Source organism: Burkholderia sp. IMCC1007 (assembly GCF_027257875.1).
Classification (GTDB): Bacteria; Pseudomonadota; Gammaproteobacteria; order Burkholderiales; family Burkholderiaceae; genus Burkholderia.
Genome location: NZ_JAPVQY010000034.1, coordinates 43352 through 65659, shown reverse-complemented (window position 1 = coordinate 65659; position 22308 = coordinate 43352). Strand labels below are relative to the sequence as shown.

Annotated in this window: 18 protein-coding genes and 2 pseudogenes; 12 read left to right on the top strand and 8 right to left on the bottom strand. The window is 65.6% G+C overall.

What is annotated here, in order from left to right:
* Nucleotides 1-120 precede the first annotated feature (120 nt).
* Both bamC and O1Q03_RS25400 read left to right on the top strand, forming a co-directional pair.
* A complete protein-coding gene (bamC, locus tag O1Q03_RS25405; RefSeq protein WP_269506774.1) occupies nt 121-1329 on the top strand; it encodes an outer membrane protein assembly factor BamC in 1209 nt (402 codons plus the stop codon).
* Between the two features lie 523 nt (nt 1330-1852).
* Nucleotides 1853-2140 (top strand): annotated as a pseudogene (locus O1Q03_RS25400) (putative quinol monooxygenase); the annotation flags it as partial.
* Nucleotides 2141-2185: 45 nt separating this feature from the next.
* On the opposite strand, the gene O1Q03_RS25395 reads toward O1Q03_RS25400, so the two are convergent.
* The 3 genes from O1Q03_RS25395 to O1Q03_RS25385 form a co-directional block, all read right to left on the bottom strand.
* Entirely contained in the window at nt 2186-2443 is a 258-nt protein-coding gene (locus tag O1Q03_RS25395; protein WP_011884572.1) for a hypothetical protein, read from the bottom strand.
* A gap of 136 nt (nt 2444-2579) precedes the next feature.
* The gene (locus tag O1Q03_RS25390; RefSeq protein ID WP_269506773.1) at nt 2580-2858 is read right to left on the bottom strand and encodes a hypothetical protein; all 279 of its coding nucleotides are present in this window, start codon (nt 2856-2858) and stop codon (nt 2580-2582) included.
* Nucleotides 2859-3071: 213 nt separating this feature from the next.
* Complete coding sequence (locus O1Q03_RS25385; RefSeq protein ID WP_269506772.1) at nt 3072-3746, bottom strand: YdcF family protein; 675 nt, start codon at nt 3744-3746, stop codon at nt 3072-3074.
* A gap of 199 nt (nt 3747-3945) precedes the next feature.
* Here O1Q03_RS25385 and O1Q03_RS25380 point away from each other — a divergent pair, with 199 nt between their 5' ends.
* Nucleotides 3946-4263 carry a hypothetical protein gene (locus O1Q03_RS25380; RefSeq protein ID WP_269506771.1) on the top strand — a complete coding sequence of 106 codons (318 nt, stop codon included), beginning with the start codon at nt 3946-3948 and terminating at the stop codon, nt 4261-4263.
* Between the two features lie 190 nt (nt 4264-4453).
* On the opposite strand, the gene O1Q03_RS25375 is transcribed toward O1Q03_RS25380, so the two are convergent.
* Together O1Q03_RS25375 and O1Q03_RS25370 are read right to left on the bottom strand one after the other, a co-directional pair.
* Nucleotides 4454-4705: a hypothetical protein gene (locus O1Q03_RS25375; protein ID WP_269506770.1), complete on the bottom strand. Its 252-nt coding sequence runs from the start codon at nt 4703-4705 to the stop codon at nt 4454-4456.
* Nucleotides 4706-4905: 200 nt separating this feature from the next.
* Nucleotides 4906-5301, bottom strand: a pseudogene (locus O1Q03_RS25370) (transposase); the annotation flags it as partial.
* A 429-nt stretch (nt 5302-5730) separates the two neighbouring features.
* Here O1Q03_RS25370 and O1Q03_RS25365 point away from each other — a divergent pair.
* The 9 genes from O1Q03_RS25365 (at nt 5731) to truB (ending at nt 17758) form a co-directional block, all read left to right on the top strand.
* Nucleotides 5731-6633, top strand: coding sequence for a LysR family transcriptional regulator (locus tag O1Q03_RS25365; protein WP_096506831.1), 903 nt, complete (start codon nt 5731-5733; stop codon nt 6631-6633).
* 64 nt (nt 6634-6697) lie between these two features.
* Nucleotides 6698-7900, top strand: coding sequence for a pyridoxal phosphate-dependent aminotransferase (locus O1Q03_RS25360; protein WP_269506769.1), 1203 nt, complete (start codon nt 6698-6700; stop codon nt 7898-7900).
* Between the two features lie 272 nt (nt 7901-8172).
* Nucleotides 8173-9174 carry an SMC-Scp complex subunit ScpB gene (gene scpB / locus O1Q03_RS25355; RefSeq protein ID WP_269506768.1) on the top strand — a complete coding sequence of 334 codons (1002 nt, stop codon included), beginning with the start codon at nt 8173-8175 and terminating at the stop codon, nt 9172-9174.
* 60 nt (nt 9175-9234) lie between these two features.
* Nucleotides 9235-10956 carry a 23S rRNA pseudouridine(2605) synthase RluB gene (gene rluB / locus O1Q03_RS25350; RefSeq protein WP_269506767.1) on the top strand — a complete coding sequence of 574 codons (1722 nt, stop codon included), beginning with the start codon at nt 9235-9237 and terminating at the stop codon, nt 10954-10956.
* Between the two features lie 400 nt (nt 10957-11356).
* Entirely contained in the window at nt 11357-11815 is a 459-nt protein-coding gene (gene rimP / locus O1Q03_RS25345; protein ID WP_269506766.1) for a ribosome maturation factor RimP, read from the top strand.
* Complete coding sequence (gene nusA, locus O1Q03_RS25340) at nt 11815-13290, top strand: transcription termination factor NusA (RefSeq protein ID WP_269506765.1); 1476 nt, start codon at nt 11815-11817, stop codon at nt 13288-13290. The genes rimP and nusA overlap by 1 nt, the downstream gene beginning before the upstream one ends.
* A gap of 91 nt (nt 13291-13381) precedes the next feature.
* Nucleotides 13382-16300 (top strand): translation initiation factor IF-2, encoded by a 2919-nt coding sequence (gene infB, locus O1Q03_RS25335; protein ID WP_269506764.1) that lies wholly within the window; start codon nt 13382-13384, stop codon nt 16298-16300.
* Between the two features lie 113 nt (nt 16301-16413).
* Nucleotides 16414-16812, top strand: coding sequence for a 30S ribosome-binding factor RbfA (gene rbfA, locus O1Q03_RS25330; protein ID WP_034190142.1), 399 nt, complete (start codon nt 16414-16416; stop codon nt 16810-16812).
* Nucleotides 16813-16825: 13 nt separating this feature from the next.
* Entirely contained in the window at nt 16826-17758 is a 933-nt protein-coding gene (gene truB, locus O1Q03_RS25325) for a tRNA pseudouridine(55) synthase TruB (RefSeq protein WP_269506763.1), read from the top strand.
* A 92-nt stretch (nt 17759-17850) separates the two neighbouring features.
* On the opposite strand, the gene O1Q03_RS25320 is transcribed toward truB, so the two are convergent.
* Genes O1Q03_RS25320 through O1Q03_RS25310 form a run of 3 tightly spaced genes read right to left on the bottom strand, consistent with a single transcriptional unit; the run spans nt 17851 to nt 22224 of the window.
* Nucleotides 17851-19410 (bottom strand): DHA2 family efflux MFS transporter permease subunit, encoded by a 1560-nt coding sequence (locus O1Q03_RS25320; RefSeq protein ID WP_269506762.1) that lies wholly within the window; start codon nt 19408-19410, stop codon nt 17851-17853.
* Between the two features lie 26 nt (nt 19411-19436).
* Complete coding sequence (locus O1Q03_RS25315; RefSeq protein ID WP_269506761.1) at nt 19437-20657, bottom strand: HlyD family secretion protein; 1221 nt, start codon at nt 20655-20657, stop codon at nt 19437-19439.
* 52 nt (nt 20658-20709) lie between these two features.
* On the bottom strand, nt 20710-22224 hold the full coding sequence (locus tag O1Q03_RS25310) for an efflux transporter outer membrane subunit (protein WP_269506760.1): 1515 nt from the start codon (nt 22222-22224) through the stop codon (nt 20710-20712).
* Nucleotides 22225-22308 lie beyond the last annotated feature (84 nt).

Below are 22308 nucleotides of genomic sequence, written 5' to 3'. Positions count from 1 at the left end.
CAGGCTGACGCGGGTTTTTTCTTGCCCGTCGCTTTTTTGCACATCCCGGCGCGGCCCCGGTAAAATGCTAGGTTGATCCACGGAAAGCGCCGTGATTTAGCGGAAGAGGATTCCCCGAACATGACTGATCTTCGTCTTACCATGCGGTTCGCTGCAGTGCTCGCCACCGGCGCGCTCGTTGCCGGTTGCGGTACGTCGTCGCCCACGAAGGTGGACTACAAGAGCGATTCGAAATCGAAGGAAGCGTCGCTCGCAGTGCCGCCCAACATGCTCGACGAGACGGCCGATCAGCGCTCGCTGCCACCGCAGGGTGGCGCGACTTCCCTGTCCGCGCTCCAGCAGGTTCAACAGGCGGCGCCTGCGACGGACACCGTCGTTCCCGCCGTTTCGGGCATGCGCATCCAGCGTGAGGGCACCGAGAGCTGGCTCGTGATCGACGGCAAGAAGCCCGCCGACATCTGGCCGCAGGTTCGCCGTTTCTGGCAGGAGCAGGGTTTCCTGCTGGTCGTCGACCAGCGCGACAAGGGCGTGATGGAAACCGACTGGAACGAAACCCATCCGCAAATCAACGACGGCCTGATCCGTGGCGTGATTTCGAAAGCGATGGGCAACTCGTACGTGACGGCCGAGCGCAACAAGTACCGCACGCGTCTCGATTCGGCGCCCAACGGCGGTACCTACGTGTTCATCAGCCAGAAGGGTATGCGCGAGGCGCTCACCGGCTCGAACAACGATTCGAGCAAGTGGGAAGTGAAGCCGAACGATCCGGCGCTCGAGACGGAATACCTGAAGCGGTTGATGGCGGTGCTCGCGCAGAACGAGCAGCGTGCGAAGAACGGCGAGCCGCCGATCGCCAACATCAACGACAACGCGGTGTCGAAGGACAAGAAGGCCGACACCGACGCATCGAAGGCCGCCGCCGCGATCGCCGCACAGAACGTCACGCGTGCGTCCTCGCAAGCAAACGATGTCGACTCGTCCGGCGCGGTGCCGTCCGAAGTCACGCTCGGCGAGCCGTACGACCGGTCGTGGCTGCACGTCGGCCTCGCACTCGACCGCGCGAACTTCACGGTCGACGATCGCGATCGCACGAAGGGCCTGTATTTCGTGCGCTATGTCGACCCGAAGGATCTGAGCTCGGCCGAACAGGGTTTCTGGAGCCAGCTGTTCCACGGCAAGAAGGAAAAGCAGGCGAAGCAATATCGCGTGAACGTGAAGGCGCTGACGCCGGATCAGACGCGAGTTGCGATCGTCGACGAGGCGGGCGCGATTGATACGTCGTCGCCGGCCCGGCAAATCATGGCACTGCTCGTGAATCAGCTGCGCTGATCGCAGTCGGTTTGCCATCCCGAAAAACCCGCCACCCGGCGGGTTTTTTCATGCCCGCGTGCGTCGCTATTGATGTGCGCGCGACGTTCGGTCCCCTCCGCGTGACGTTACGTAACATCCGCGCGTTACGGCGCCAGAACCGGTGTTGCATTGTCATGACTCTGGAAAATATCCTTATGAATCAACGGAGTGGCGGCGCATTGCAAGTTGGCACGCAACCTGCTTTATAAGCTGGAATTGTTGGAACGGGGAGGACGGCGCCAGATTCCGGGCGTGTCGCGAGTGCGCGACCGCCGGTGGCGGCGCCTTCAAACGCCGGCGCAGCGAACGCCCGCAACCGATGACGATCCATGCCGTGCGTGGGTCCCGATGGCCCCGTCGCCTATCCTCGTAGGGCGACGGTTTCGCCCGCGCTTCGTCTGAAGCGCGGGCAATTTTTTTGCGGGACCACCATCGAGGATGTGTCGACCACGCCGATGCGGATTCACGGGTTTTCTGACTTTTCTGAACGAAGGGGCCGCGAATGGCGGAAATCGCAGTCGTCGCGCTGATCGTGGCAAAGCCGCGCGCGAAAGAGCCGTTGCACGCCGTGCTCGAGCAGATCGTCGAGCCCACCCGCAAAGAGTCGGGCGCGTTGCCGTATGACTTGCACCGGGACCTGAGGGAGCTGGCACGCTTCGTATTCATCGAGCGCTGGGACGGAGGGGACGCGTTGGCTGCGCACGCGCGTTCCGCGCATATTCTGGCCCATCGGGAGGCGGCCGCGGACTGGATCGATCGTTCCGAGGTCCGCGTGCTGTCGAAGCTCGTGCAAGAGGGCGGCGCGGCCGGGCGCATTGCCGGCCGCCGCGGCGCGTCAGTGCGACGCGCTGGGTACGTCCAGGATCAGGATGATCGTCCAGTCGGCGTCGCCGTCGTGATGATACTGGCGTTCGGCCACGATGAACGGCTGCTGCTTGCCTTGCGGGCCGAGGAAAAGCACGTCGCCTTCCATCGGCAGACACTCGATCGGCGGCAGCGCGAGAAACGCGTCGGCCGAGCCGCGGGGCATCAGTTGCTTGATCTGGCGAGTGGCGGCTTCGGTCCACTCGATGTCGAGTTGAATGTTGCTCATGCTGTCCTCCGCACCGGGGTGCGCACGGGTGGAAAATTTCGGTGCGCGACTTTAGCACAGCGCGCAGGCGCCGCAACCAAAAAAGCCGAATCCGGTTACCCGGATTCGGCTTTTCGCTTGTGCGGTGCCGCCGAACTTACTGGCTTGCGGCGTCTGCCGGCGCGGCCTTGCCGGCCTTCTTCGCTGCCTTGTGGTGAGCAGCCTTCTTGGCGTGACGATTGTGGTGTTCTTCTTCATGCGCCGCCGGCTGTTGAGCCTCGGCTGCTTGCTGCTGTTGCAGCGCTTGTGCGCGCTGCTCGATCTCGGAGATCTTGGCCGGGTCGGTGATGGTCCGGATTTCCGTGCTCTCTTGCGCATACGCTGCGCCAGTCAGCGCCGACATCGCAACCAGGATAGCCAGGGACGTCTTCTTCATTGCTTTACCTCCGCTAAGTGGTGATGAACCCGAGTGTTGCCGTTTTGTCTGGCGACTGCAATCGAGTGCGTGTCGAGTGTAGCAAAAGTGACGGATCAATGTGCACCGGATCGCCGCGCCGCGCAAGGCCCCCGTTGAAGTCGCGCAACACTCCGCGCTCCCGTCACGCGGATGCCATCGCGGGCAGGGCTGCCGTCGCATGCCGGGTGCGTGTCAAAACCATCCGAGCATCCGGTACACGTGAAATTGCGCGATGCCGATCAGTTCGTGCAGTGCCTGTTCGGCGTCGACGAGGTTGTGCCGGCGGGGCAGCCAGCCCGTCTGCGCACGCCGGCGATTCGAGTACACGGGTTGCGGATCGAGGCCGAAGTGGCGGAAATCGAGCAGTGCGCGACGCATCTGATACGACGACGTAACGAGAATGAGCGAGTCGTCATGTTGTGAGCGTAGTATAGATGCAGTGTATTTCGCATTTTCGTAGGTCGTACGGCTGTTCGGCTCAAGAACGAGATCGCGGGAGTCGACGCCCTGCGCGATGAGTTGGCGTCCGTACACGGCCGCTTCCGTGTCGCCATGATGTTGCGGATCGCCGCCCGACATCACGACGGTGCAGCGGTTGGCCTGTTGCCGGCACGTGCGGTAGAGCGCCGCGGTCTTGCGAATGCGTGCGTCGCCGTCGGGCGGCGGTCGCAGTCCGGAATCGGCGCGTCGCGTGCCGGCGCCGATCAGGATCAGCGCCGTATTGCCGCGCATGTCGGGGTGCTCGACCGGTGCGACACCGGCTTCGCTCCACGCGATCAGCGGTGCCGCGAGCCAGCCTGTCGCGAGCAGCCAGAACAGCGCCGCAGCGGCGATTGCAATGAGTCGACGCCGCTTGCGGCAGAGCATGAAACTGATGAAGAGAAGTACAAATGAGTCGAACAGAATCAATTTGATTGGGGTATGGTGTCTTTTTATGGACGGCTGACGATCCGGCCCTGACGCGACGCCGAACGTCGGCTTCCAGAATCGGTGGCGGTATCGGCGGGCGGAGACCCTGCCCGGCGCACCGCTTCGCATTGTCGCTGCACTTTAAGAAAGAATCGAGATGGCCACGTATTCCAACGAAGCGGTGCTCGACGCATTGAGACGAGTGCAGTACCGCCAGGTACCGTGGGCGCGCCGCCCGGGCGTGTTCGAGTATTTGCGGTCACTTGGGCTGATGGACACGGTCAGGCAGAAGACCGTTGCGCCCGCACCGGGTTTTCATGCCCCGGTCGACATCGCGGTGCTCACCGACAGTGGTCGAGCAGAGTGTGCGCGCCTCGAGCGTGACGAGAAGTTGCTGTCATGGACCGATCGTCGTGCGGACGACTATGTGCTCAGCGACGCCGGCGCCGTGGCAATCCTCGAAAGCCGCCTGTAGCAGCGAATCTTTCTTCCTCATGCGCGCCGTCATCGGCGCCAAAAAAAAGCCCGTATCGCGAGGATACGGGCGTACCGGATACTTTTGCTGTTGCCACGCTGTGCTCATGGCAACGATGTGACTGATCGTACGCCGTGCAGTTCCCGGATCCGGGAATTTTCTTCGACGAAATCGTGCAGGAGTCCCTGCGTTACGGATGACGCGGCATGTCGGACGTCTGCGAGCCAATCCGCGCGCGCGCATTGCTCGCGATGTCGCCGCGCAGGTCGCCGCGCGGCACTGTCTGCTGGTTCGGCGGCGCAACCGGCTGCTGCTGGCGCTGGGCGTTTCGGTGATCCTGCTGGCGGTGAGGCGGCTTCGCGCGATCGTCTGCGTGAGCGGGGGCGGTCAGCGCCAGCGAAATGACAATGCCGCATGCGACGAGCAGTGACATTGATTTCATGCCGGGGCTCCCTTCAAGCCGTCGGTGCGGCCTGTTGATATTTCGCTAAGGTAAGCGTGGGCGTGGAGGGTTGCTGTAAATATTGGTAAATAGATGTATCGCTGCACGACAACGGTGATCCACGGCAACACCCCGCCATGCAAACGAGGGGCGCCGAAACGAAACCGGGCGGCCGAGGCCGCCCGATCGAGCATCTATTACGCCATCTTCACAGGGGCGCGCCAGGATTCCGGGTTGGTCCAGAACGCGCCGCGCAAGCGGTCGCGGCTCGGCGGTGCGGGCGGCTTTGCCGCGCTCGCGCCGATGCGCCCGCGCAGCGAAATCTGGCGGCCGCTCGTGCCGAGCCGCTTGACGATTTCGGCGAGCGTGCCATCTGCCTGCCATTCATCGAAGCGGCGGCGGCAGGTCGGCGGGGACGGATAGCGGCCCGGCAGCTTCGACCAGCCTTCGCCCGTCGACAGGACCCACAGCACTGCATTTACAACCGAGCGGGCCTCCACGCGGGGACGGCCGCGTCGTTCGCTCCGTTCGGGTTCCGAGCAAAACAGACCCTCGACCAGCGCCCACTCGTTATCTCTCAAATCGTCGAACAGCATCATGTCCTCACCTCAGCGAAGCTAACTCCGGTGCGCTGCCCTGCGCCGCGCACTCTTCAAGCACTCGAGCGTCGAGTGCCGGGTGGGGGCGTCCGGTTGGCCGGCAGCGGCGTTACTGCCTCCCGTCCGACGAACCTGCGCCCTGTGCGCCAGGTAATGCAGGAAGCGTGCCACGTCGGGGGCGATTCCCTCGAGAGCCGCTTGGCAGCGAGCTAACGGCTAAGTCAGCTAGGGGCGTATAAGACGCCAAAATAACCGCGTAGCAAATCGGGACAATCACCAATCTTGTGCAATCCGCCCGCACCGCGTGCGTTTGCGCGGATATTGCACCGCAGCGAAACATGTGCGCTCGGTGCCGGAATTGCACATCGACCCCCGCTTTGCGCATTAAAATCGCGCATCGGTGTCCACGATTGATGAGGTCAGGTGATGAACGTTACGCTGCGCCAGCTTCGCGTATTCATCGAGGTTGCGCGGTTGAAGAGCTTCAGTCGCGCGGGCGACGAGATCGGCCTGACGCAGTCCGCGGTCAGCCGCTGCGTGCGCGAACTGGAAGCCGAGCTCGGGCTGAAGCTGATCGACCGGACGACGCGCGACGTGCAGCTCACCGACGTCGGCGCGAATCTGATCGCCAGCGTGTCGCGTCTGATCGACGATCTCGACGACACGCTGCGCGAGATTCGCGAAATCGGTGAGCAACGGCGCGGGCGCGTGATCGTCGCGGCGAGCCCGACGATCGCGTGCCGGCTGATGCCGCGCGTCGTCGCATCGTGCGAGCGCCAGTTCCCGTTCGTTACGCTCGGCCTGCGCGACGACGTGCAGAGCGATGTGCTGCGCAAGGTGAAGTCGAGCGAGGTCGACTTCGGCGTCGTCATCGGGCCGCTCGCCGTCGCCGATCTGGTATGCGAACCGTTGATGACCGACTCGTTCTGCCTCGTCGCGCGTGCCGATCATCCGCTCGCGGCGCGGGCCGAGGTGCCGTGGACCGCGCTCGACGGCGAGCGCCTCGTGCTCCTCGACCATGCGTCCGGAAGCCGGCCGCTGATCGACGCCGCGCTGGCCGCCCATCGCGTGAACGCGACGGTCATGCAGGAGCTCGGACATTCGGCGACGGTGTTCGGCCTCGTCGAAGCCGGCGTCGGCGTGAGCGTGCAGCCGTGGCTGTCGCTCCCGCTGCCGGCCGGTTCGACGCTGGTCGCGCGGCCATTGACGCCGCGCACCGAACGCACCGTCGAGCTGGTGCGCCGCCGCGATCGGTCGCTGTCGCCGGCGGCGCAGGCGATCTGGGAACTCGCGCGCCAGATGCCGGCACGGGCGGAAGACCTCGACTGACGGCACCGGTCCGGTGCGCGGGCCGGTACACTACGCGGATCGTGTTCCTCGGCGGTGGTGCTCGATGGTGCATTCTGCGGACTTCGGCCCGGCGACGGGCGAGCCGGTCGCACGCAGCGCAGTACAGGCGCTGCGTGCGTCGCTGATCAGGGATGTCGCGAACGCAGGCTTCGGCGTGCCCGACGTGCTGCCGTTCTGGTTCGGCGAATCGGATCGCGTGACACCGGCGTTCATTCGTGACGCCGCTTCCGCGGCATTGCGCGACGGCGCGACCTTCTACACGCACAATCTCGGTACGGCGCCGCTGCGCGACGCGCTCGCAGCGTACGTGAGCGCGCGTCACGGCGCGACGTCGGCCGACACGATCGCCGTGACGAGTTCGGGCGTCAGCGCGTTGATGCTCGCCGCGCAGATGCTGGTCGGCTCGGGCGACCGCGTCGTCGCCGTCACGCCGCTCTGGCCGAACCTCGTCGAAATCCCGAAGATCCTCGGTGCGCATGTCGAGTGCGTGCCGCTCGGCCATGGCGATGCGGGCTGGCAGCTCGACGTCGATCGCCTGCTCGCGGCGCTGACGCCCGACACGCGGATGCTGCTCGTCAATTCGCCGAATAATCCGACCGGCTGGATCATGTCGCGCGACCACCAGGAGGCCGTGCTCGCGCATTGCCGCCGGCATGGAATCTGGCTCGTCGCCGATGAAGTCTATGAGCGGCTTGCGTTCGGGCCGGGCGGTGCGCCGTCGTTCCTCGATATCGCGTCGCGTGACGAGCGGCTGGTCGTCGTGAATTCGTTTTCGAAGGCGTGGGCGATGACGGGCTGGCGGCTCGGGTGGCTCGTCGCGCCGGCGTCGGTCATGGGCGATCTGTCGAAGCTGGTCGAGTACAACACGTCGTGTGCGCCGGTTTTCGTGCAGGCCGCGGGCGAGGTCGCGCTGCGTGATGGCGAGCCGTTCGTGCAGTCGTTCGTCGCGGCGCTGCGGGACGCGCGCGATCATCTGGTCGCGGCACTGCAGACGTTGCCCGGCGTCGATGTACCGCCGCCGCCCGGCGCGATGTATCTGTTCCTGCGCTTGCCGGGCGCCGACGACAGCCTCGCGTTCTGCAAGGCGCTGGTGCGTGAGGCCGGACTCGGACTGGCACCCGGGCGCGCGTTCGGCCCGGAGGGAGAGGGCTTCGTGCGCTGGTGCTACGCGTGCGATCCCGCGCGGCTCGATGCGGGCGTCGAGCGCCTGCGCCGCTTTCTCGCACGCGGCGCGGCCCGGCGCTGAAGGGGGACGGAGCGGGCGCGGCGTGCAGGCGGCGGCGCATTCGGCGTGTCTTTACGCATCGGGCAATTTTGCGTAATATGGCGCTCAGTCACGCGGTTCCGCCGTTGAGCCGTGCTGTTTCCGTCCGGTTTGGGCCTGGCTTGAAGTTGGTTCGCCGCCCCCGGTTCGTGCTCCCATCAATATGACCGATCAGAATCGGGCGAGCGCGTCTTCCGTTCCTTTCGTCTGTTTGTTGATCCGGTTCGTTTGACCACAGGGTCTGGCCTAGCTGCATGAATACCCAAGAGGCGAAGATCGTCCTCGAGACTGCTTTGATCTGCGCGCAGGAACCGCTGAAGCTCGGCGATTTGCGCAAGCTCTTTGCCGACGGCGTGTCGGCTGACACGGTCCGCACGTTGCTCGAAGATCTGAAACAGGATTGGTCCGGCCGCGGCGTCGAACTGGTGGCGCTGGCAACCGGGTGGCGTTTCCAGAGCAAGCCGGCGATGCGCCATTATCTGGATCGCCTGCATCCCGAGAAACCGCCGAAATATTCGCGCGCGGTGCTCGAAACGCTCGCGATCATTGCCTATCGGCAGCCCGTCACACGCGGCGACATCGAAGAGATTCGCGGCGTCACGGTCAATACGCAGGTGGTCAAGCAGCTCGAGGATCGCGGCTGGATCGAAGTGATCGGACATCGCGACGTGCCGGGGCGCCCGGCGCTGTACGCGACGACCAAGCAGTTCCTCGATGATCTCGGCCTGAAGGCGCTCGACGACCTGCCCGCGCTCGAGGAGCCTGCCGCGAACATCGAGGCCGCGCTGCTCGCGCAGCAGGCGATGGACTTCGACGGCGATGTGCCGGTTGTCGACGATCTGCCGGAAGCAGGCGAAGCAGCGGCCGATGAGCAGTTGAACGACGCCGCGGCCGACGTCGCGGCGACGCAGGAAATGCCGAACCGCGATACGCTGGAAGTTGATCGCGGGCAAACGGAACAGGGCGGCGCCGAAGCAGCGCCGGCCGGCGTGCGGCCCGAGCCGCTGCGCGCGGAATGGAACGAGGAAGATCGCAAGCCGGCCGCCGACGCGGTTGCCGGAGATGGAGCAGATGCGGCCGGCGACATGCCGGACAAGGCTGGTCAGGCCGACGCCTCGCGCTCCCGTCCCGCGGACGGCGAGATGCTGGACGATCCGTCCGATAGCCTTGCCGATGCCGTACGCAGTGCCAGCGCGCCCATCGGCGCCGACGCGCTGCCGGACGACGAAGCAGAACCCGAACAGCGCCGCGCCTGATCGCGGCCGACTTCTTGCCGCGCCCCCGCCGGGCGCGAGACCTGACATTTTGAGGTTGTTTTGACAGATATCCACGATATTGAATCGTCCGCGCCTGCCGTGCAGGCTGCGCGTGCCGACGATGCGCCGGAGCAGGACGCTCCGGCCGCGGGTGGTGACGAGCGTCCCCGCCGCGGTCTGCGACGCGGCCCGCGCAGCCTGATCGCACGTCGCCGCGCGGCGGCCAAGTCGAAGGGCGCCGATGGCGAGCCGCAAGGCGGCGAAGGCGCGGAAGCGCAGCCGGTCGAAGCCGCTGAACCACAACAGCCCGCCCGCGCACCGCGCAAGGAAGGCGCGGCCCGCGGCGCGCGCAAGCCGGCCGGCAAGCGCGAAGGCGCGGCGAAGGGTGCCCAGGGCGCGCTAGGCGGCCAGGGGCGGCGCGGCGGCGCGGCGAAAGCCGAAGGCGGTGCAGCGAAGGCCGACGGCGATGCGCCGCAGGACGATCTGTTCGCCTATGTGACGTCGCCCGCCTTCGACGCGGACAATTCGGCGGCTGGCAGCGGCGTACGTGCGCCGATGCTGCGTCGCGGCCGCGCTCAGCCCGCGAACAAGCGCGTGCTATCGCCGGACGACGATGCGCCGAAGCTTCACAAGGTGCTCGCGGAAGCGGGCATGGGCTCGCGCCGCGAAATGGAAGAGCTGATCGTCGCCGGCCGCGTGTCGGTGAACGGCGAGCCGGCGCATATCGGCCAGCGCATCATGCCGACCGACCAGGTCCGGATCAACGGCAAGCCGGTCAAGCGCAAGCTGCCGAACAAGCCGCCGCGCGTGCTGCTGTACCACAAGCCGACCGGCGAGATCGTCAGCCATGCGGACCCGGAAGGCCGTCCGTCGGTGTTCGACCGCCTGCCGCCGATGAAGACGGCGAAATGGCTCGCGGTCGGCCGTCTCGACTTCAATACCGAAGGTCTGCTGATGCTGACGACTTCGGGCGATCTCGCGAACCGCTTCATGCATCCGCGCTACAGCGTCGAGCGCGAATATGCGGTGCGCGTCGTCGGCGAGCTGTCCGAAGGCATGCGGCAGAAGCTGCTGCACGGCGTCGAGCTCGATGACGGTCCGGCCAACTTCCTGCGCATCCGCGATGGCGGCGGCGAGGGCACGAATCACTGGTATCACGTCGCGCTGGCCGAAGGCCGCAACCGCGAAGTGCGCCGGATGTTCGAGGCGGCCGGCCTGATGGTGAGCCGCCTGATCCGTACGCGTCACGGCCCGATTCCGCTGCCGCGCGGCCTGAAGCGCGGCCGCTGGGAAGAGCTCGACGAGGCGCAGGTGCGCAAGCTGATGGCGACCGTCGGCCTGAAGGCGCCGACCGAGGAAAAGGGCAAGCGCGGTGCGGGTGGCCAGGCCGAGCGCCGCCAGCCGGATCCGATGCAGACCTCGATGGGCTTCATCAGTCGTGAGCCGGTGCTGACCGCGCACGGTCAGCTCGATCAGCCGCGTCGCGGCGGTGGTGGTCGTCGCGGTGGCCCGGGCCTGCCGGGTCTGAGCGGCTACGGCAGCCTGCCGGTTTCGCCGTCGGGTTACGGCAATCGCTCGGGCGGCGGTCGCGATGTCGACGGCAACCGCGCGTCGTATGGCGCCGGCCCGAAGCGTGAAGGCGCTGGCGCCAAGCGCGGCGGCGGCAAGGGCGGCAACCGCAATCCGAACGGCAATCGCGCCGAAGGCGCCGGTAACGGCGGCGGTGGCGGCGCACGCGGCGGTCAGCAGCGTCCGCAGCGCAATCGCTCGCGCGGTCGCTGAGCGCTTCTGGCGTACCGCGGCGTGAAGCCGCGGTGCGCCGACGGAATCGACGTCGTTTCGGTTTCGTCGGCACGTCGCTGACTATATCTATGTCGCGCAGCCGGATTGTTCCGCTCCGTCGGACGGTCCGGTTTTGCATTTTCGGTCGGTAAAGGCGGGCAGGGCGCCGCATTTACCGGCTGGCTTGGCGTTTGCGCCAAAAATCGCTATAATCGCAGAGTCGCTGGGCGTACGGATTCAATGTGCGGCTCAGGTGCGACCACCAGTAAGAAGATGGGCGTTCCGCCCATTTTTTTTTGCTGAAACGGTTAGGCATCTCGGGTAGCGCTTCCTGCGCCGGCTAAGGCGCGCGCCCGCGGGTGAATCGCGAGCGGCGGGCGCGAACACCTGAGAGGACACTGTGCAACTGACGGAACTGATAGAAACCACGGTCACCGGGCTCGGCTACGAGCTGGTGGATCTTGAGCGCACCGGGCGCGGCATGCTTTGCATCTATATCGATCAGCCTGCCGGCATCTCGCTCGAAGATTGCGAAAAGGTCACGCGTCAGCTCCAGCACGTCTTGACGGTCGAAAACATCGATTACGAACGGCTCGAAGTCTCGTCCCCGGGGCTCGACCGCCCGTTGAAGAAGCTGGCCGATTTCGAGCGCTTCGCCGGCAGCGAAGCATCCGTGACCTTGAAAAAGCCGCTGGACGGGCGCAAGACGTACCGGGGCGTTCTGCACGCGCCGAATGGCGAAACGATCGGTTTGGAATTTGAGAGGGAGAAGGGCGAGGCAGCCATGCTGGATTTCACGCTGGCCGATATCGATAAAGCCCGCCTGATTCCGCAAGTTGACTTTAGGAGCCGCAAATAATGAGTCGCGAAGTGTTGATGCTGGTGGATGCGCTGGCGCGCGAGAAAAACGTCGACAAGGATGTGGTGCTGGGCGCCCTCGAGGCTGCGCTCGCGTCCGCTTCCAAGAAGCTGTTCGACGAAGGCGCCGAAATCCGCGTCCATATCGATCGCGAAAGCGGCGAGCACGAAACCTTCCGTCGCTGGCTCGTCGTGCCCGACGAGGCAGGCTTGCAGGAGCCGGATCGCGAGATCCTGCTGTTCGAAGCACGTGACCAGAAGCCCGACGTCGAAGTCGGCGAATTCATCGAGGAGCCGGTGCCGTCGATCGAGTTCGGCCGCATCGGTGCGCAGGCCGCGAAGCAGGTGATCCTGCAGAAGGTGCGCGACGCCGAGCGCGAGCAGATCCTGAACGACTACCTCGAGCGCGGCGAGAAGATCATGACGGGCACGGTGAAGCGCCTCGACAAGGGCAACTTCATCGTCGAATCGGGCCGTGTCGAAGCGCTGCTGCGCCGCGACCAGCTGATCCCGAAGGAAAACCTGCGCGTCGGCGACCGCGTGCGTGCGTACATCGCGAAGGTCGACCGCACCGCGCGCGGCCCGCAGATCGAACTGTCGCGTACGGCGCCCGAATTCCTGATGAAGCTGTTCGAGATGGAAGTGCCGGAAATCGAGCAGGGCCTGCTCGAGATCAAGGCAGCCGCTCGCGATCCGGGCGTGCGCGCGAAGATCGGCGTGATCGCCTACGACAAGCGGATCGATCCGATCGGCACCTGCGTCGGCATCCGCGGCTCGCGCGTGCAGGCCGTGCGCAACGAGCTCGGTGGCGAAAACATCGACATCGTGCTATGGTCCGAGGATCCCGCCCAGTTCGTGATCGGCGCGCTCGCGCCGGCAGCTGTCCAGTCGATCGTCGTCGATGAAGAAAAGCACTCGATGGACGTCGTCGTCGACGAGAACGAGCTGGCTGTCGCGATTGGCCGCAGCGGTCAGAACGTTCGCCTTGCCGGCGAACTGACCGGCTGGCAGATCAACATCATGACGCCGGACGAGTCCGCCCTGAAGCAGGGTGAGGAACGCGACCGCCTGCGTGCGCTGTTCATGGCGCGTCTCGACGTCGACGAAGAAGTTGCCGACATCCTGATCGACGAAGGCTTCACGAGTCTCGAAGAAATCGCTTATGTGCCGCTCAACGAAATGCTCGAAATCGAGGCATTCGACGAGGACACCGTGCATGAGCTGCGCAACCGCGCACGTGACGCATTGCTGACGATGGCGATCGCGAACGAAGAAAAGGTTGAAAATGCCGCGCTGGATTTGAAGGGCCTCGACGGCGTCACGCCGGAGTTGCTCGCGAAGCTGGCCGAACATGGCATGCAGACGCGGGACGATCTCGCGGAGCTGGCTGTGGATGAACTGGTCGACATGACCGGGATGGAAGAGGATGCCGCTAAGGCGTTGATCATGAAAGCACGTGAACATTGGTTCCAGTGAGAAATGACCATGGCGCACTGATTTGATGGCGGCCGTATGGCCTGACCCGATGCTAACCGCAAGGAATCGGTCCTTGCACTAAGAGGAATGAATGGCGAGTAACAACGTAGCCCAATTTGCCGCGGAACTGAAAATGCCTGCTGGTGTGCTGCTCGAGCAGCTGCAGGCAGCGGGCGTCCAGAAAGCGAGTGAAGACGATGCGCTGTCCGAAGCGGACAAGGCGCGTCTGCTCGATCATTTGCGCAAGTCGCATGGCGCAACCGACGGCGACAAGCGCAAGATCACGCTGACCCGCAAGCATACGTCGGAGATCAAGCAATCTGACGCGACGGGCAAGGCTCGCACCATTCAGGTCGAGGTCCGCAAGAAGCGCACGTTCGTCAAGCGCGACGAAGTGAGCGACGGTGCGGAACAGGGTCAGGCGCAGGTCGCCGAAGCGGACGACGACGCAGAACTGAAGCGTCGCGAGGAAGAGGCGCGCCGCGAGGCCGAGCTGCTCGAGAAGCAGGCGCAGGAACTGCGCGAGCGTCAGGAGCGCCTCGAGCGCGAAGAAGCCGAGCGTCGCGCCCGCGAGGAAGCGGCGGAAGCCGAGCGTCGTCGCGCCGAGGAAGAAGCTGCGGCGAAGCGTGCCGCGGCCGAAGCCGCCGCCGCTCAGCAGGCTGCTGCCCAGCAGGCCGCCGAGGCCAAGCAGGAAGCGGCAGGTGCGCAGTCCGCGCAGGACGAAGCACGCGCGGCCGCAGAACGTGCGGCACAGCGCGAAGCGGCGAAGAAGGCCGAAGACGCTGCCCGCGAGGCGGCGGACAAGGCGCGCGCCGAGCAGGAAGAGATCAGCAAGCGTCGCGCGGCGGCAGAAGCCGAAGCACGCGCGATCCGCGAAATGATGAACACGCCGCGCAAGGCAGTGGTCAAGGCAGTCGAACCGCCGAAGCCGGTGGAACCGCCGAAGCCGGCCGAAGCGAAGGGCACGCTGCACAAGCCGGCCAAGCCGGCTGGCGCAGGCACGCAAGCACGTCCGGCCGTGAAGAAGCCGGCAGGTGCAGCGCCGGCGACGACGGCGCCGGCAGGTGCGGGCGACCGCAACAAGAAGCCGGGCGGCGGCAAGGGCGGCTGGCAGGACGACGCAGCGAAGCGCCGCGGCATCAAGACGCGTGGCGATTCGAGCGGCGGTGTCGACCGCGGCTGGCGCGGCGGCCCGAAGGGTCGCGGCCGTCACCAGGACAGCGCATCGTCGTTCCAGGCGCCGACCGAGCCGATCGTGCGTGAAGTGCACGTGCCGGAAACCGTTTCGGTTGCCGATCTCGCGCACAAGATGTCGATCAAGGCGTCGGAAGTCATCAAGGTGATGATGAAGATGGGCCAGATGGTCACCATCAACCAGGTGCTGGACCAGGAAACGGCGATGATCGTCGTCGAGGAACTGGGCCACCGTGCGGTCGCGGCAAAGCTGGACGATCCGGAAGCGCTGCTGGTCGAAGGCGAGACCACGACCGATGCGGAGCAACTGCCGCGTCCGCCGGTCGTCACGGTGATGGGTCACGTCGACCACGGCAAGACCTCGCTGCTCGACCACATTCGCCGCGCGAAGGTTGCAGCGGGTGAAGCGGGCGGCATTACGCAGCATATCGGTGCTTACCACGTCGACACGCCGCGCGGCGTCATCACGTTCCTCGATACGCCGGGTCACGAGGCGTTCACGGCAATGCGTGCACGCGGCGCGAAGGCGACCGACATCGTGGTGCTGGTGGTGGCTGCCGACGACGGCGTGATGCCGCAGACGAAGGAAGCCATCGCTCACGCGAAGGCCGGTGGCGTGCCGATCGTCGTGGCGATCAACAAGATCGACAAGCCGGAAGCGAACCCGGACCGCGTCAAGCAGGAACTGGTCGCCGAAGGCGTCGTGCCGGAAGAATACGGTGGCGATTCGCCGTTCGTGCCGGTATCGGCCAAGACGGGTGCCGGTATCGACGACCTGCTCGAGAACGTGCTGCTGCAAGCCGAAGTGCTGGAGTTGAAGGCACCGGTCGAAGCGCCTGCCAAGGGCATCGTGATCGAAGCGAAGCTCGACAAGGGCAAGGGCCCGGTCGCGACGATCCTGGTGCAGTCCGGTACGCTGAACCGTGGCGACATCGTGCTGGCAGGCACGGCTTATGGCCGCGTGCGTGCAATGCTCGACGAGAACGGCAAGCCGACGAAGGAAGCCGGCCCGTCGATCCCGGTCGAAATCCAGGGTCTGTCGGAAGTGCCGGGTGCGGGCGAGGAAGTGATCGTGCTGCCGGACGAGCGCAAGGCGCGCGAAATCGCGCTGTTCCGTCAGGGCAAGTTCCGCGACGTCAAGCTGGCGAAGCAGCAGGCCGCGAAGCTGGAAAGCATGCTCGAGCAGATGGGCGAAGGCGAAGTTCAGAACCTGCCGCTCATCATCAAGGCAGACGTGCAGGGTTCGCAGGAAGCACTCGTGCAGTCGCTGCTCAAGCTGTCGACCGACGAAGTGCGCGTGCAGATCGTGCACAGCGCGGTCGGCGGCATCAGCGAAAACGACGTCAACCTTGCAACGGCATCGAAGGCGGTCATCATCGGCTTCAACACGCGTGCGGATGCTCAGGCACGCAAGCTGGCCGAGGCGAACGGTATCGACATCCGTTACTACAACATCATCTACGACGCAGTGGATGAGGTGAAGGCGGCGATGTCGGGCATGCTGGCGCCGGAGAAGCGCGAAGTCATCACCGGTATGGTCGAGGTGCGCCAGGTGTTCAAGGTGCCGAAGATCGGTACGGTCGCCGGCTGTATGGTCACCGACGGTATCGTCAAGCGCTCGTCGTCGGTTCGCGTGCTGCGCAACAACGTCGTGATCTTCACGGGCGAACTCGAATCGCTGAAGCGCTTCAAGGACGACGTGAAGGAAGTCAAGCAAGGCTTCGAGTGCGGTATGTCGGTGAAGAACTTCAACGACGTCATCGAAGGCGACCAGTTCGAAGTATTCGAAGTGACCGAAGTCGCACGTACGCTGTAAGCGTCGCGTATCGGCTCATGGGGCGGGGCAGGCTTGGGCCTGTCCCGCCCATTTTCATGGTGGCGTGCCAACGGCGCGCCGCTTTATCCTGATAAACGGATCACGGATCGATCATGTCCAGGAAACGGACTTCCCCCAATCGCAACGTTCAGATTGCCGACCAGATTCAGCGCGATCTGTCCGAACTCATCATGCGCGAGGTCAAAGACCCGCGTATCGGCATCGTGACCATCCAGAGCGTCGAGCTCACGCCGGACTACGCGCACGCGAAGGTCTATTTCACGGCGCTCACCGGCGATCCCGAAAAGACGCAGGAGGCGCTGAACCATGCGTCGGGTCACCTGCACAACCTGCTGTTCAAGCGCCTGCACATTCATACCGTGCCGACGCTGCATTTCCATTACGACCAGACGATCGAGAAAGCGGTGGAAATGTCGCGCCTGATCAAGGAAGCCAACTCGACGCGCGCGAAGGACGACGACGAAGCCGACGCGCCCGCGAAGGACGACTGAGTTCGCGCGCCCTATGACGACTGCAGCAAACCAGCGTCCACGCGTGCCGCGGCGCGCGCTGGACGGCGTCCTTCTGCTCGACAAGCCGGTCGGTCTGTCGAGCAACGATGCATTGATTCGCGCGAAGCGCCTGCTTCTCGCGAAGAAGGCCGGTCATACCGGCACGCTCGATCCGCTGGCCTCGGGCCTGTTGCCGCTGTGCTTCGGCGAGGCGACGAAGTTCTCGCAGGACTTGCTCGAAGCCGACAAGACCTACGAGGCGACGATGCGTCTCGGCGTGCGCACGACTACCGGCGACGCGGAAGGCGACGTGCTCGACACGCGTGCCGTCGAATGCGACCTCGCGGCGGTCGAAGCCGCGCTTGCGCGCTTTACCGGTGCGATCGTGCAAGTGCCGCCGATGTATTCGGCGCTCAAGCGCGACGGCAAGCCGCTGTATGAATACGCACGCGCGGGCCAGACCGTCGAACGGGAAGGCCGCAACGTGACGATCCATGCGCTCGATCTGCTCGCCTGCGAGCTGCCGGACGTGACGTTTCGCGTGACCTGCAGCAAGGGCACCTACGTGCGTACGCTCGCGGAAGATATCGGTGAAGCACTCGGCTGCGGTGCGCATCTGACGATGCTGCGCCGCACGGGTGTCGGCGCGCTGACCCTCGAGCATGCGGTGACGCTCGACACGCTGTCCGACGCCGCCGAAGCGGCACGCGATGCGTGGCTCCAGCCGGTCGACGCACTGCTGTCGACGTTTCCGCTGGTGCGTCTCGACGAAGCCAGCGCGAAGCGCTTCCTGCACGGGCAGCGCCTGCCGCTGTCGGCGCTTGATTCGATCGACGCGGCGGAAGGCGACCGTGTGCGCGTGTACGACGCCCAACGCCTGCTTGGCGTCGCGCGCAAGGCCAATGGCGTGCTCGCGCCCGAACGTCTCGTCGTGACGGCCGAGTGATGCGGCGCGCGCAAGCGCCGCCGTCGGAACGAAAAAAGCCCGGTCGATTTCGACCGGGCTTTTTGCTTGGTGCGTTGCGTTGAACGCGGCGCTCAGTGCGCAGCCGACGCCGCCGCACCCGCGTCGCCGCCGCCCGCGCGTTCGGGCTTCGTGATCCAGATCAGTCCGATCAGCAGCACGAAGATCGCCGCGGAAATATAGAACAGATCGTTCACGCCGAGTTGGGCGGCCTGCTGCGTGGCCATGTTGTTGATCAGGCCGTGTGCCTGGTCCCGCGTAAGTCCGAGGTTGCCCATCTGCGTGACGGCCTGGTTGAACGTCGGGTTATACGGATTGGCCTGCTCGACCAGTTGCGCGTGATGGAAGTTGTTCCGATGATCCCACGCGGTCTGGAAGATCGACGTGCCGATGCCGCCGCACATGATCCGCACGAAGTTCGACAGGCCGGACGCCGCGGGAATGCGGTGGCCGGGCAGGCCGGACAGCGTGATCGACACGAGCGGGATGAAGAAGCCGGCCATCGCGATGCCTTGCACGAGCGTCGGCAGCGTGAGCGACCATTCGTCGACGCCGGTCGTGTAGCGCGAACGCATCCAGAAGCACAGCGCGAACGTGAGGAACGCGGCGGTCGCGATGTAGCGCGGGTCGGTGCGCGGCAGGAACTTGCCGGTCAGCGGCGACAGCAGGATTGCGAACAGCCCGACGGGCGCCATCACGAGGCCCGCATCGGTCGCCGTATAGCCGATCTGGGTCTGCAGCCACAGCGGCAGCAGCACGAGGTTGCCGAAGTAGAGCCCGTAGCCGACCGCGAGCGCGATCGTGCCGCCCGTGAAGTTGCGCATCCGGAACAGCGACAGGTCGACGACCGGATGTTCCGCGGTCAGCTCCCAGATCACGAAGAACGCGAACGAGATGATCGCGATCAGCGCGAGCACGACGATCGTGGTGGACGCGAACCAGTCGAGATCCTTGCCCTTGTCGAGCATGATCTGCAGCGAGCCGACCCACAGCACGAGCAGCCCGAGCCCGACACCGTCGATCGGCGCGCGGCGCACCGTCGATTCGCGCGTGCGGTAGATCGACCACGTGGCAAGCGCGGCGGCGATGCCGACGGGGATGTTCACGTAGAAGATCCACGGCCACGAATAGTTGTCGGAGATCCAGCCGCCGAGGATCGGCCCGGCGACCGGTGCGATCAGCGTCGTCATCGACCACAGCGCGAGCGCCATCGGCGCTTTCGCGCGGGGGTAGCTCGACAGCAGCAGCGATTGCGACAGCGGAATCATCGGCCCGGCGACCGCGCCCTGGAGCACGCGCGACGCGAGCAGGAACGGCAAGGTCGGCGCGAGCCCGCACATCCACGACGAGATGACGAACAGGATGATCGACGCGAGGAACAGGCGAACCTGCCCGAAGCGGTCGGTCAGCCAGCCCGTCAGCGGCACCGAGATCGCGTTCGCGACCGCGAACGACGTGATGACCCACGTACCCTGGTCGGAAGACACGCCGAGGTCGCCCGAGATGGTCGGGATCGCGACGTTCGCGATGGACGTGTCGAGCACGTTCATGAACACCGCGAGCGATACCGCGATCGTCCCGAGCACGAGTTGCCCGCCCTGCAGGGGCGGGTGGGAGACAGGAGCCTGTGCCATGTCGGTAGTTTTCCGGAATCGAGCCGTTACATCATCTTGGCGGTGCCGTTCGGCTTCGCCGCGGCCGGTGCCGCCGCTGCGTTGCCGCCGGCGTTCGCCGCGATGATGCGGGCGATTTCGGCGTCGGCTTCGTCGCCGTACTTTGCGAACACGTCGGTCTCGTAGACCGTGTTCCGCGCGTTTGCGAGCTGCTCGCCGTGCTCGTCCTTGATGTTGACGTCGACCTGCATCGACAGGCCGATGCGCAGCGGGTGCTTCTCGAGATCCTTCGGATCGATTTCGATGCGCACCGGCAGGCGCTGCACGACCTTGATCCAGTTGCCCGTCGCGTTCTGCGCCGGCAGCAGCGAGAACGCCGAGCCCGTACCGGCCGAGAAGCCGACGACCTTGCCGTGGTACACGATCGACGAGCCGTAGATGTCGGCCGTCAGTTCGACCGGCTGGCCGATGCGCATGTGATTGAGCTGCACTTCCTTGAAGTTCGCATCGACCCACACCGCGTTCAGCGGGACGACCGACATCAGCGGGTTGCCCGGCGACACGCGCTGGCCGACTTGCACCGAGCGCTTCGCGACATAGCCGGTGACCGGCGCGGGCAGCACGTTACGTGCGTTCGCGAGGTACGCGTCGCGCACCTTCGCCGCGGCCGCCATCACGTTCGGGTGCGATGCGATCGTCGTGTTCGCGGTCAGCGCGCGGTTCGATGCGAGCTGTTGCTGTGCCGCGTCGACCGACGCCTGTGCGGCGCGCACGGCGTCGCGTGCGTGGGAGATCTCTTCCTGCGACACGGCGCCCGTTTGCGCGACGGCGACGCGGCGGCGCAGGTCGTCCTGCGCCTTCGACAGGTCGGACTGGCGCAGCGCGACTTGCGCACGGTACTGGTCGTCGTTGACGAACAGGCCGCGCACCTGGCGCACTGTCTGCGCGAGGTTCGCTTCGGCCTGCTGCAGCGCGACTTGCGAGTCGGCCGGGTCGAGCACGACGAGCGGATCGCCGGCCTTGACCGTCTGCGTATCGTCGGCCTTCACGGCGATCACGGTACCCGTGACCTGCGGCGTGATCTGCACGACGTTGCCGTTCACGTATGCGTCGTCCGTCTCTTCATGGAAGCGCGCGACGAGGAAGTAGTACAGACCGTACGCGATGGCCGCGATCACGATGACCGCGATCAGCAGCGTCATCATCCGTTTGCGCTTCCCGTTGTTCTGCGGCTGTGCGCTCGCGGCGTTTTGTTGAGGGTCGCTCATGGCGATTTTCTCCGTCCGTTATTTCGAGTGTCTGCGTAGTGTTGGCGCCGGATCAGTTGGCGGCCTGTTTGGTCTGCTTGCCGGTGTCGGGCGCGTCAGGCGCGTCAGGCGCGGCGAGCCGCGTGCCGGTCGCGTCGAACCCGCCGCCGAGCGCCTTGATCAGCGCGAGCTGCATGTCGCGCCGGCGCATCTTCAGGTTGGTCACGGTCTGTTCCGACGCGAGACGGTTGCTGTCCGCGGTCAGCACCTGGAGCTGCGGCGACAGGCCGGCCTTGTAGCGGATCACGGCGAGGTCGTACGCACGCGTCGACGCGTCGAGTGCACGCTGCGCATCGTCCATCTGGCGATCGACCGCGCGGATCGACGCGACCTGCGTCGCGACGTCGTTCAGCGCGTTGATCAGCGTCTGGTTATAGTTCGCGACCGACAGGTCGAAGTCCGCGTAGCGGCCCTTGAGCTGCGCGCGCAACGCGCCGGCATCGAAGATCGGCAGGTGGATGGCCGGGCCGAACTGCGCCTGGCGGCTCGCGAAGTTCAGGAATTTGCCCCAGCCGAATGCGTCGAAGCCGAAGCCGGCCGCGAGGTTCACGTCCGGGAAGAATTCCGCCTTGGCTTCCTTCACGTCGTGCATCGCGGCCTCGACCTGCCAGCGCGCGGCGACGATGTCGGGGCGGCGCGACACGAGGTCGGCCGGCAGGTTGCCGGGCAGCGCCACCTCGGCGGTCGGGTTCATCACCGGCGCGGCGATCTGCAGCCCGCGGTCCGGACCCTTGCCGAGCAGGGCGGCGAGCTGGTAGCGCACCGTCGTGATCTGGCCGTCGAGGTCGGACAGCGACGCCTGGGTCGTCGCGATATTGCCGCGTGCGGTCTGGCGCTCCACGTTGGTGTCGAGGCCGGCCGACACGCGCCCGTCGGTGATCTTGCCGACCGTCTGGCGGTTGCTGATTTCGCGTTGGGCGATGTCGCGCAGCGCATAGAGTTGCGCGAGCGAGTTGTAGGTGCGGGCGACCGACGACGCAAGCGTGATGCGCGCCTGCTGCATGTCGGCTTCGGCGGCCTTTTCCTGCGACACGGCCGTGTGCAGGCGTTCGCGGTTCTTGCCCCACAGGTCGAGATCCCACGACGCACTCGCGAGCGCATTGTTCTCGCTGTACCACTGTCCGCCGTACGGCGGCGGGAACAGCGCATTCGACGAATACAGCTCGCGCGTCCACGAGTAGCTGGCCTCGGCCTTCGGCATCAGGTTGGAGCGCGACGTCTCGATGTACGACGACGCTTTCGCGATACGCGCCTGCGCCTGCGCGATCGACGGGTTGCCCTGGAGCGCCTCGTCGATCAGCTTCGGCAGCTGCGGATCGCCGAACTGGTTGGCCCAGTCGAGCGCCGGCCATTGCCCGCCCTGGGCCGGCAGGCTTTGGGCGGTTTCGAATTGCGACGCGGGCGCGATCTGCTTGTCGCTCTTGATGCCGATGTAGTTCGCGCAGCCCGCCAGCGCCAGCGCGGCGACCGCGGCGGCGACGGCGGCGCGGCACGACCCGGCGCGCACGGACAACGGGGAGGATTTCATCGCGCTGATTTCTGACTCGGAATGAATGATGGACACTGCAAGGATTTCCTTACATTGATCTGTCAAAAGTAATTGTTATGGCAA

Bases quoted from the DNA above. Each gene is read 5' to 3' on its own strand.
- bamC (WP_269506774.1), top strand. From the start codon at position 121: ATGACTGATCTTCGTCTTACCATGCGGTTCGCTGCAGTGCTCGCCACC.
- rbfA (WP_034190142.1), top strand. From the start codon at position 16,414: ATGTCCAGGAAACGGACTTCCCCCAATCGCAACGTTCAGATTGCCGAC.
- O1Q03_RS25395 (WP_011884572.1), bottom strand. From the start codon at position 2,443: ATGAGCAACATTCAACTCGACATCGAGTGGACCGAAGCCGCCACTCGC.
- O1Q03_RS25390 (WP_269506773.1), bottom strand. From the start codon at position 2,858: ATGAAGAAGACGTCCCTGGCTATCCTGGTTGCGATGTCGGCGCTGACT.
- nusA (WP_269506765.1), top strand. From the start codon at position 11,815: ATGAGTCGCGAAGTGTTGATGCTGGTGGATGCGCTGGCGCGCGAGAAA.
- O1Q03_RS25315 (WP_269506761.1), bottom strand. From the start codon at position 20,657: ATGAGCGACCCTCAACAAAACGCCGCGAGCGCACAGCCGCAGAACAAC.
- scpB (WP_269506768.1), top strand. From the start codon at position 8,173: ATGAATACCCAAGAGGCGAAGATCGTCCTCGAGACTGCTTTGATCTGC.
- O1Q03_RS25310 (WP_269506760.1), bottom strand. From the start codon at position 22,224: ATGAAATCCTCCCCGTTGTCCGTGCGCGCCGGGTCGTGCCGCGCCGCC.
- O1Q03_RS25385 (WP_269506772.1), bottom strand. From the start codon at position 3,746: ATGCTCTGCCGCAAGCGGCGTCGACTCATTGCAATCGCCGCTGCGGCG.
- O1Q03_RS25365 (WP_096506831.1), top strand. From the start codon at position 5,731: ATGAACGTTACGCTGCGCCAGCTTCGCGTATTCATCGAGGTTGCGCGG.
- O1Q03_RS25375 (WP_269506770.1), bottom strand. From the start codon at position 4,705: ATGAAATCAATGTCACTGCTCGTCGCATGCGGCATTGTCATTTCGCTG.
- O1Q03_RS25320 (WP_269506762.1), bottom strand. From the start codon at position 19,410: ATGGCACAGGCTCCTGTCTCCCACCCGCCCCTGCAGGGCGGGCAACTC.
- truB (WP_269506763.1), top strand. From the start codon at position 16,826: ATGACGACTGCAGCAAACCAGCGTCCACGCGTGCCGCGGCGCGCGCTG.
- infB (WP_269506764.1), top strand. From the start codon at position 13,382: ATGGCGAGTAACAACGTAGCCCAATTTGCCGCGGAACTGAAAATGCCT.
- O1Q03_RS25380 (WP_269506771.1), top strand. From the start codon at position 3,946: ATGGCCACGTATTCCAACGAAGCGGTGCTCGACGCATTGAGACGAGTG.
- O1Q03_RS25360 (WP_269506769.1), top strand. From the start codon at position 6,698: ATGGTGCATTCTGCGGACTTCGGCCCGGCGACGGGCGAGCCGGTCGCA.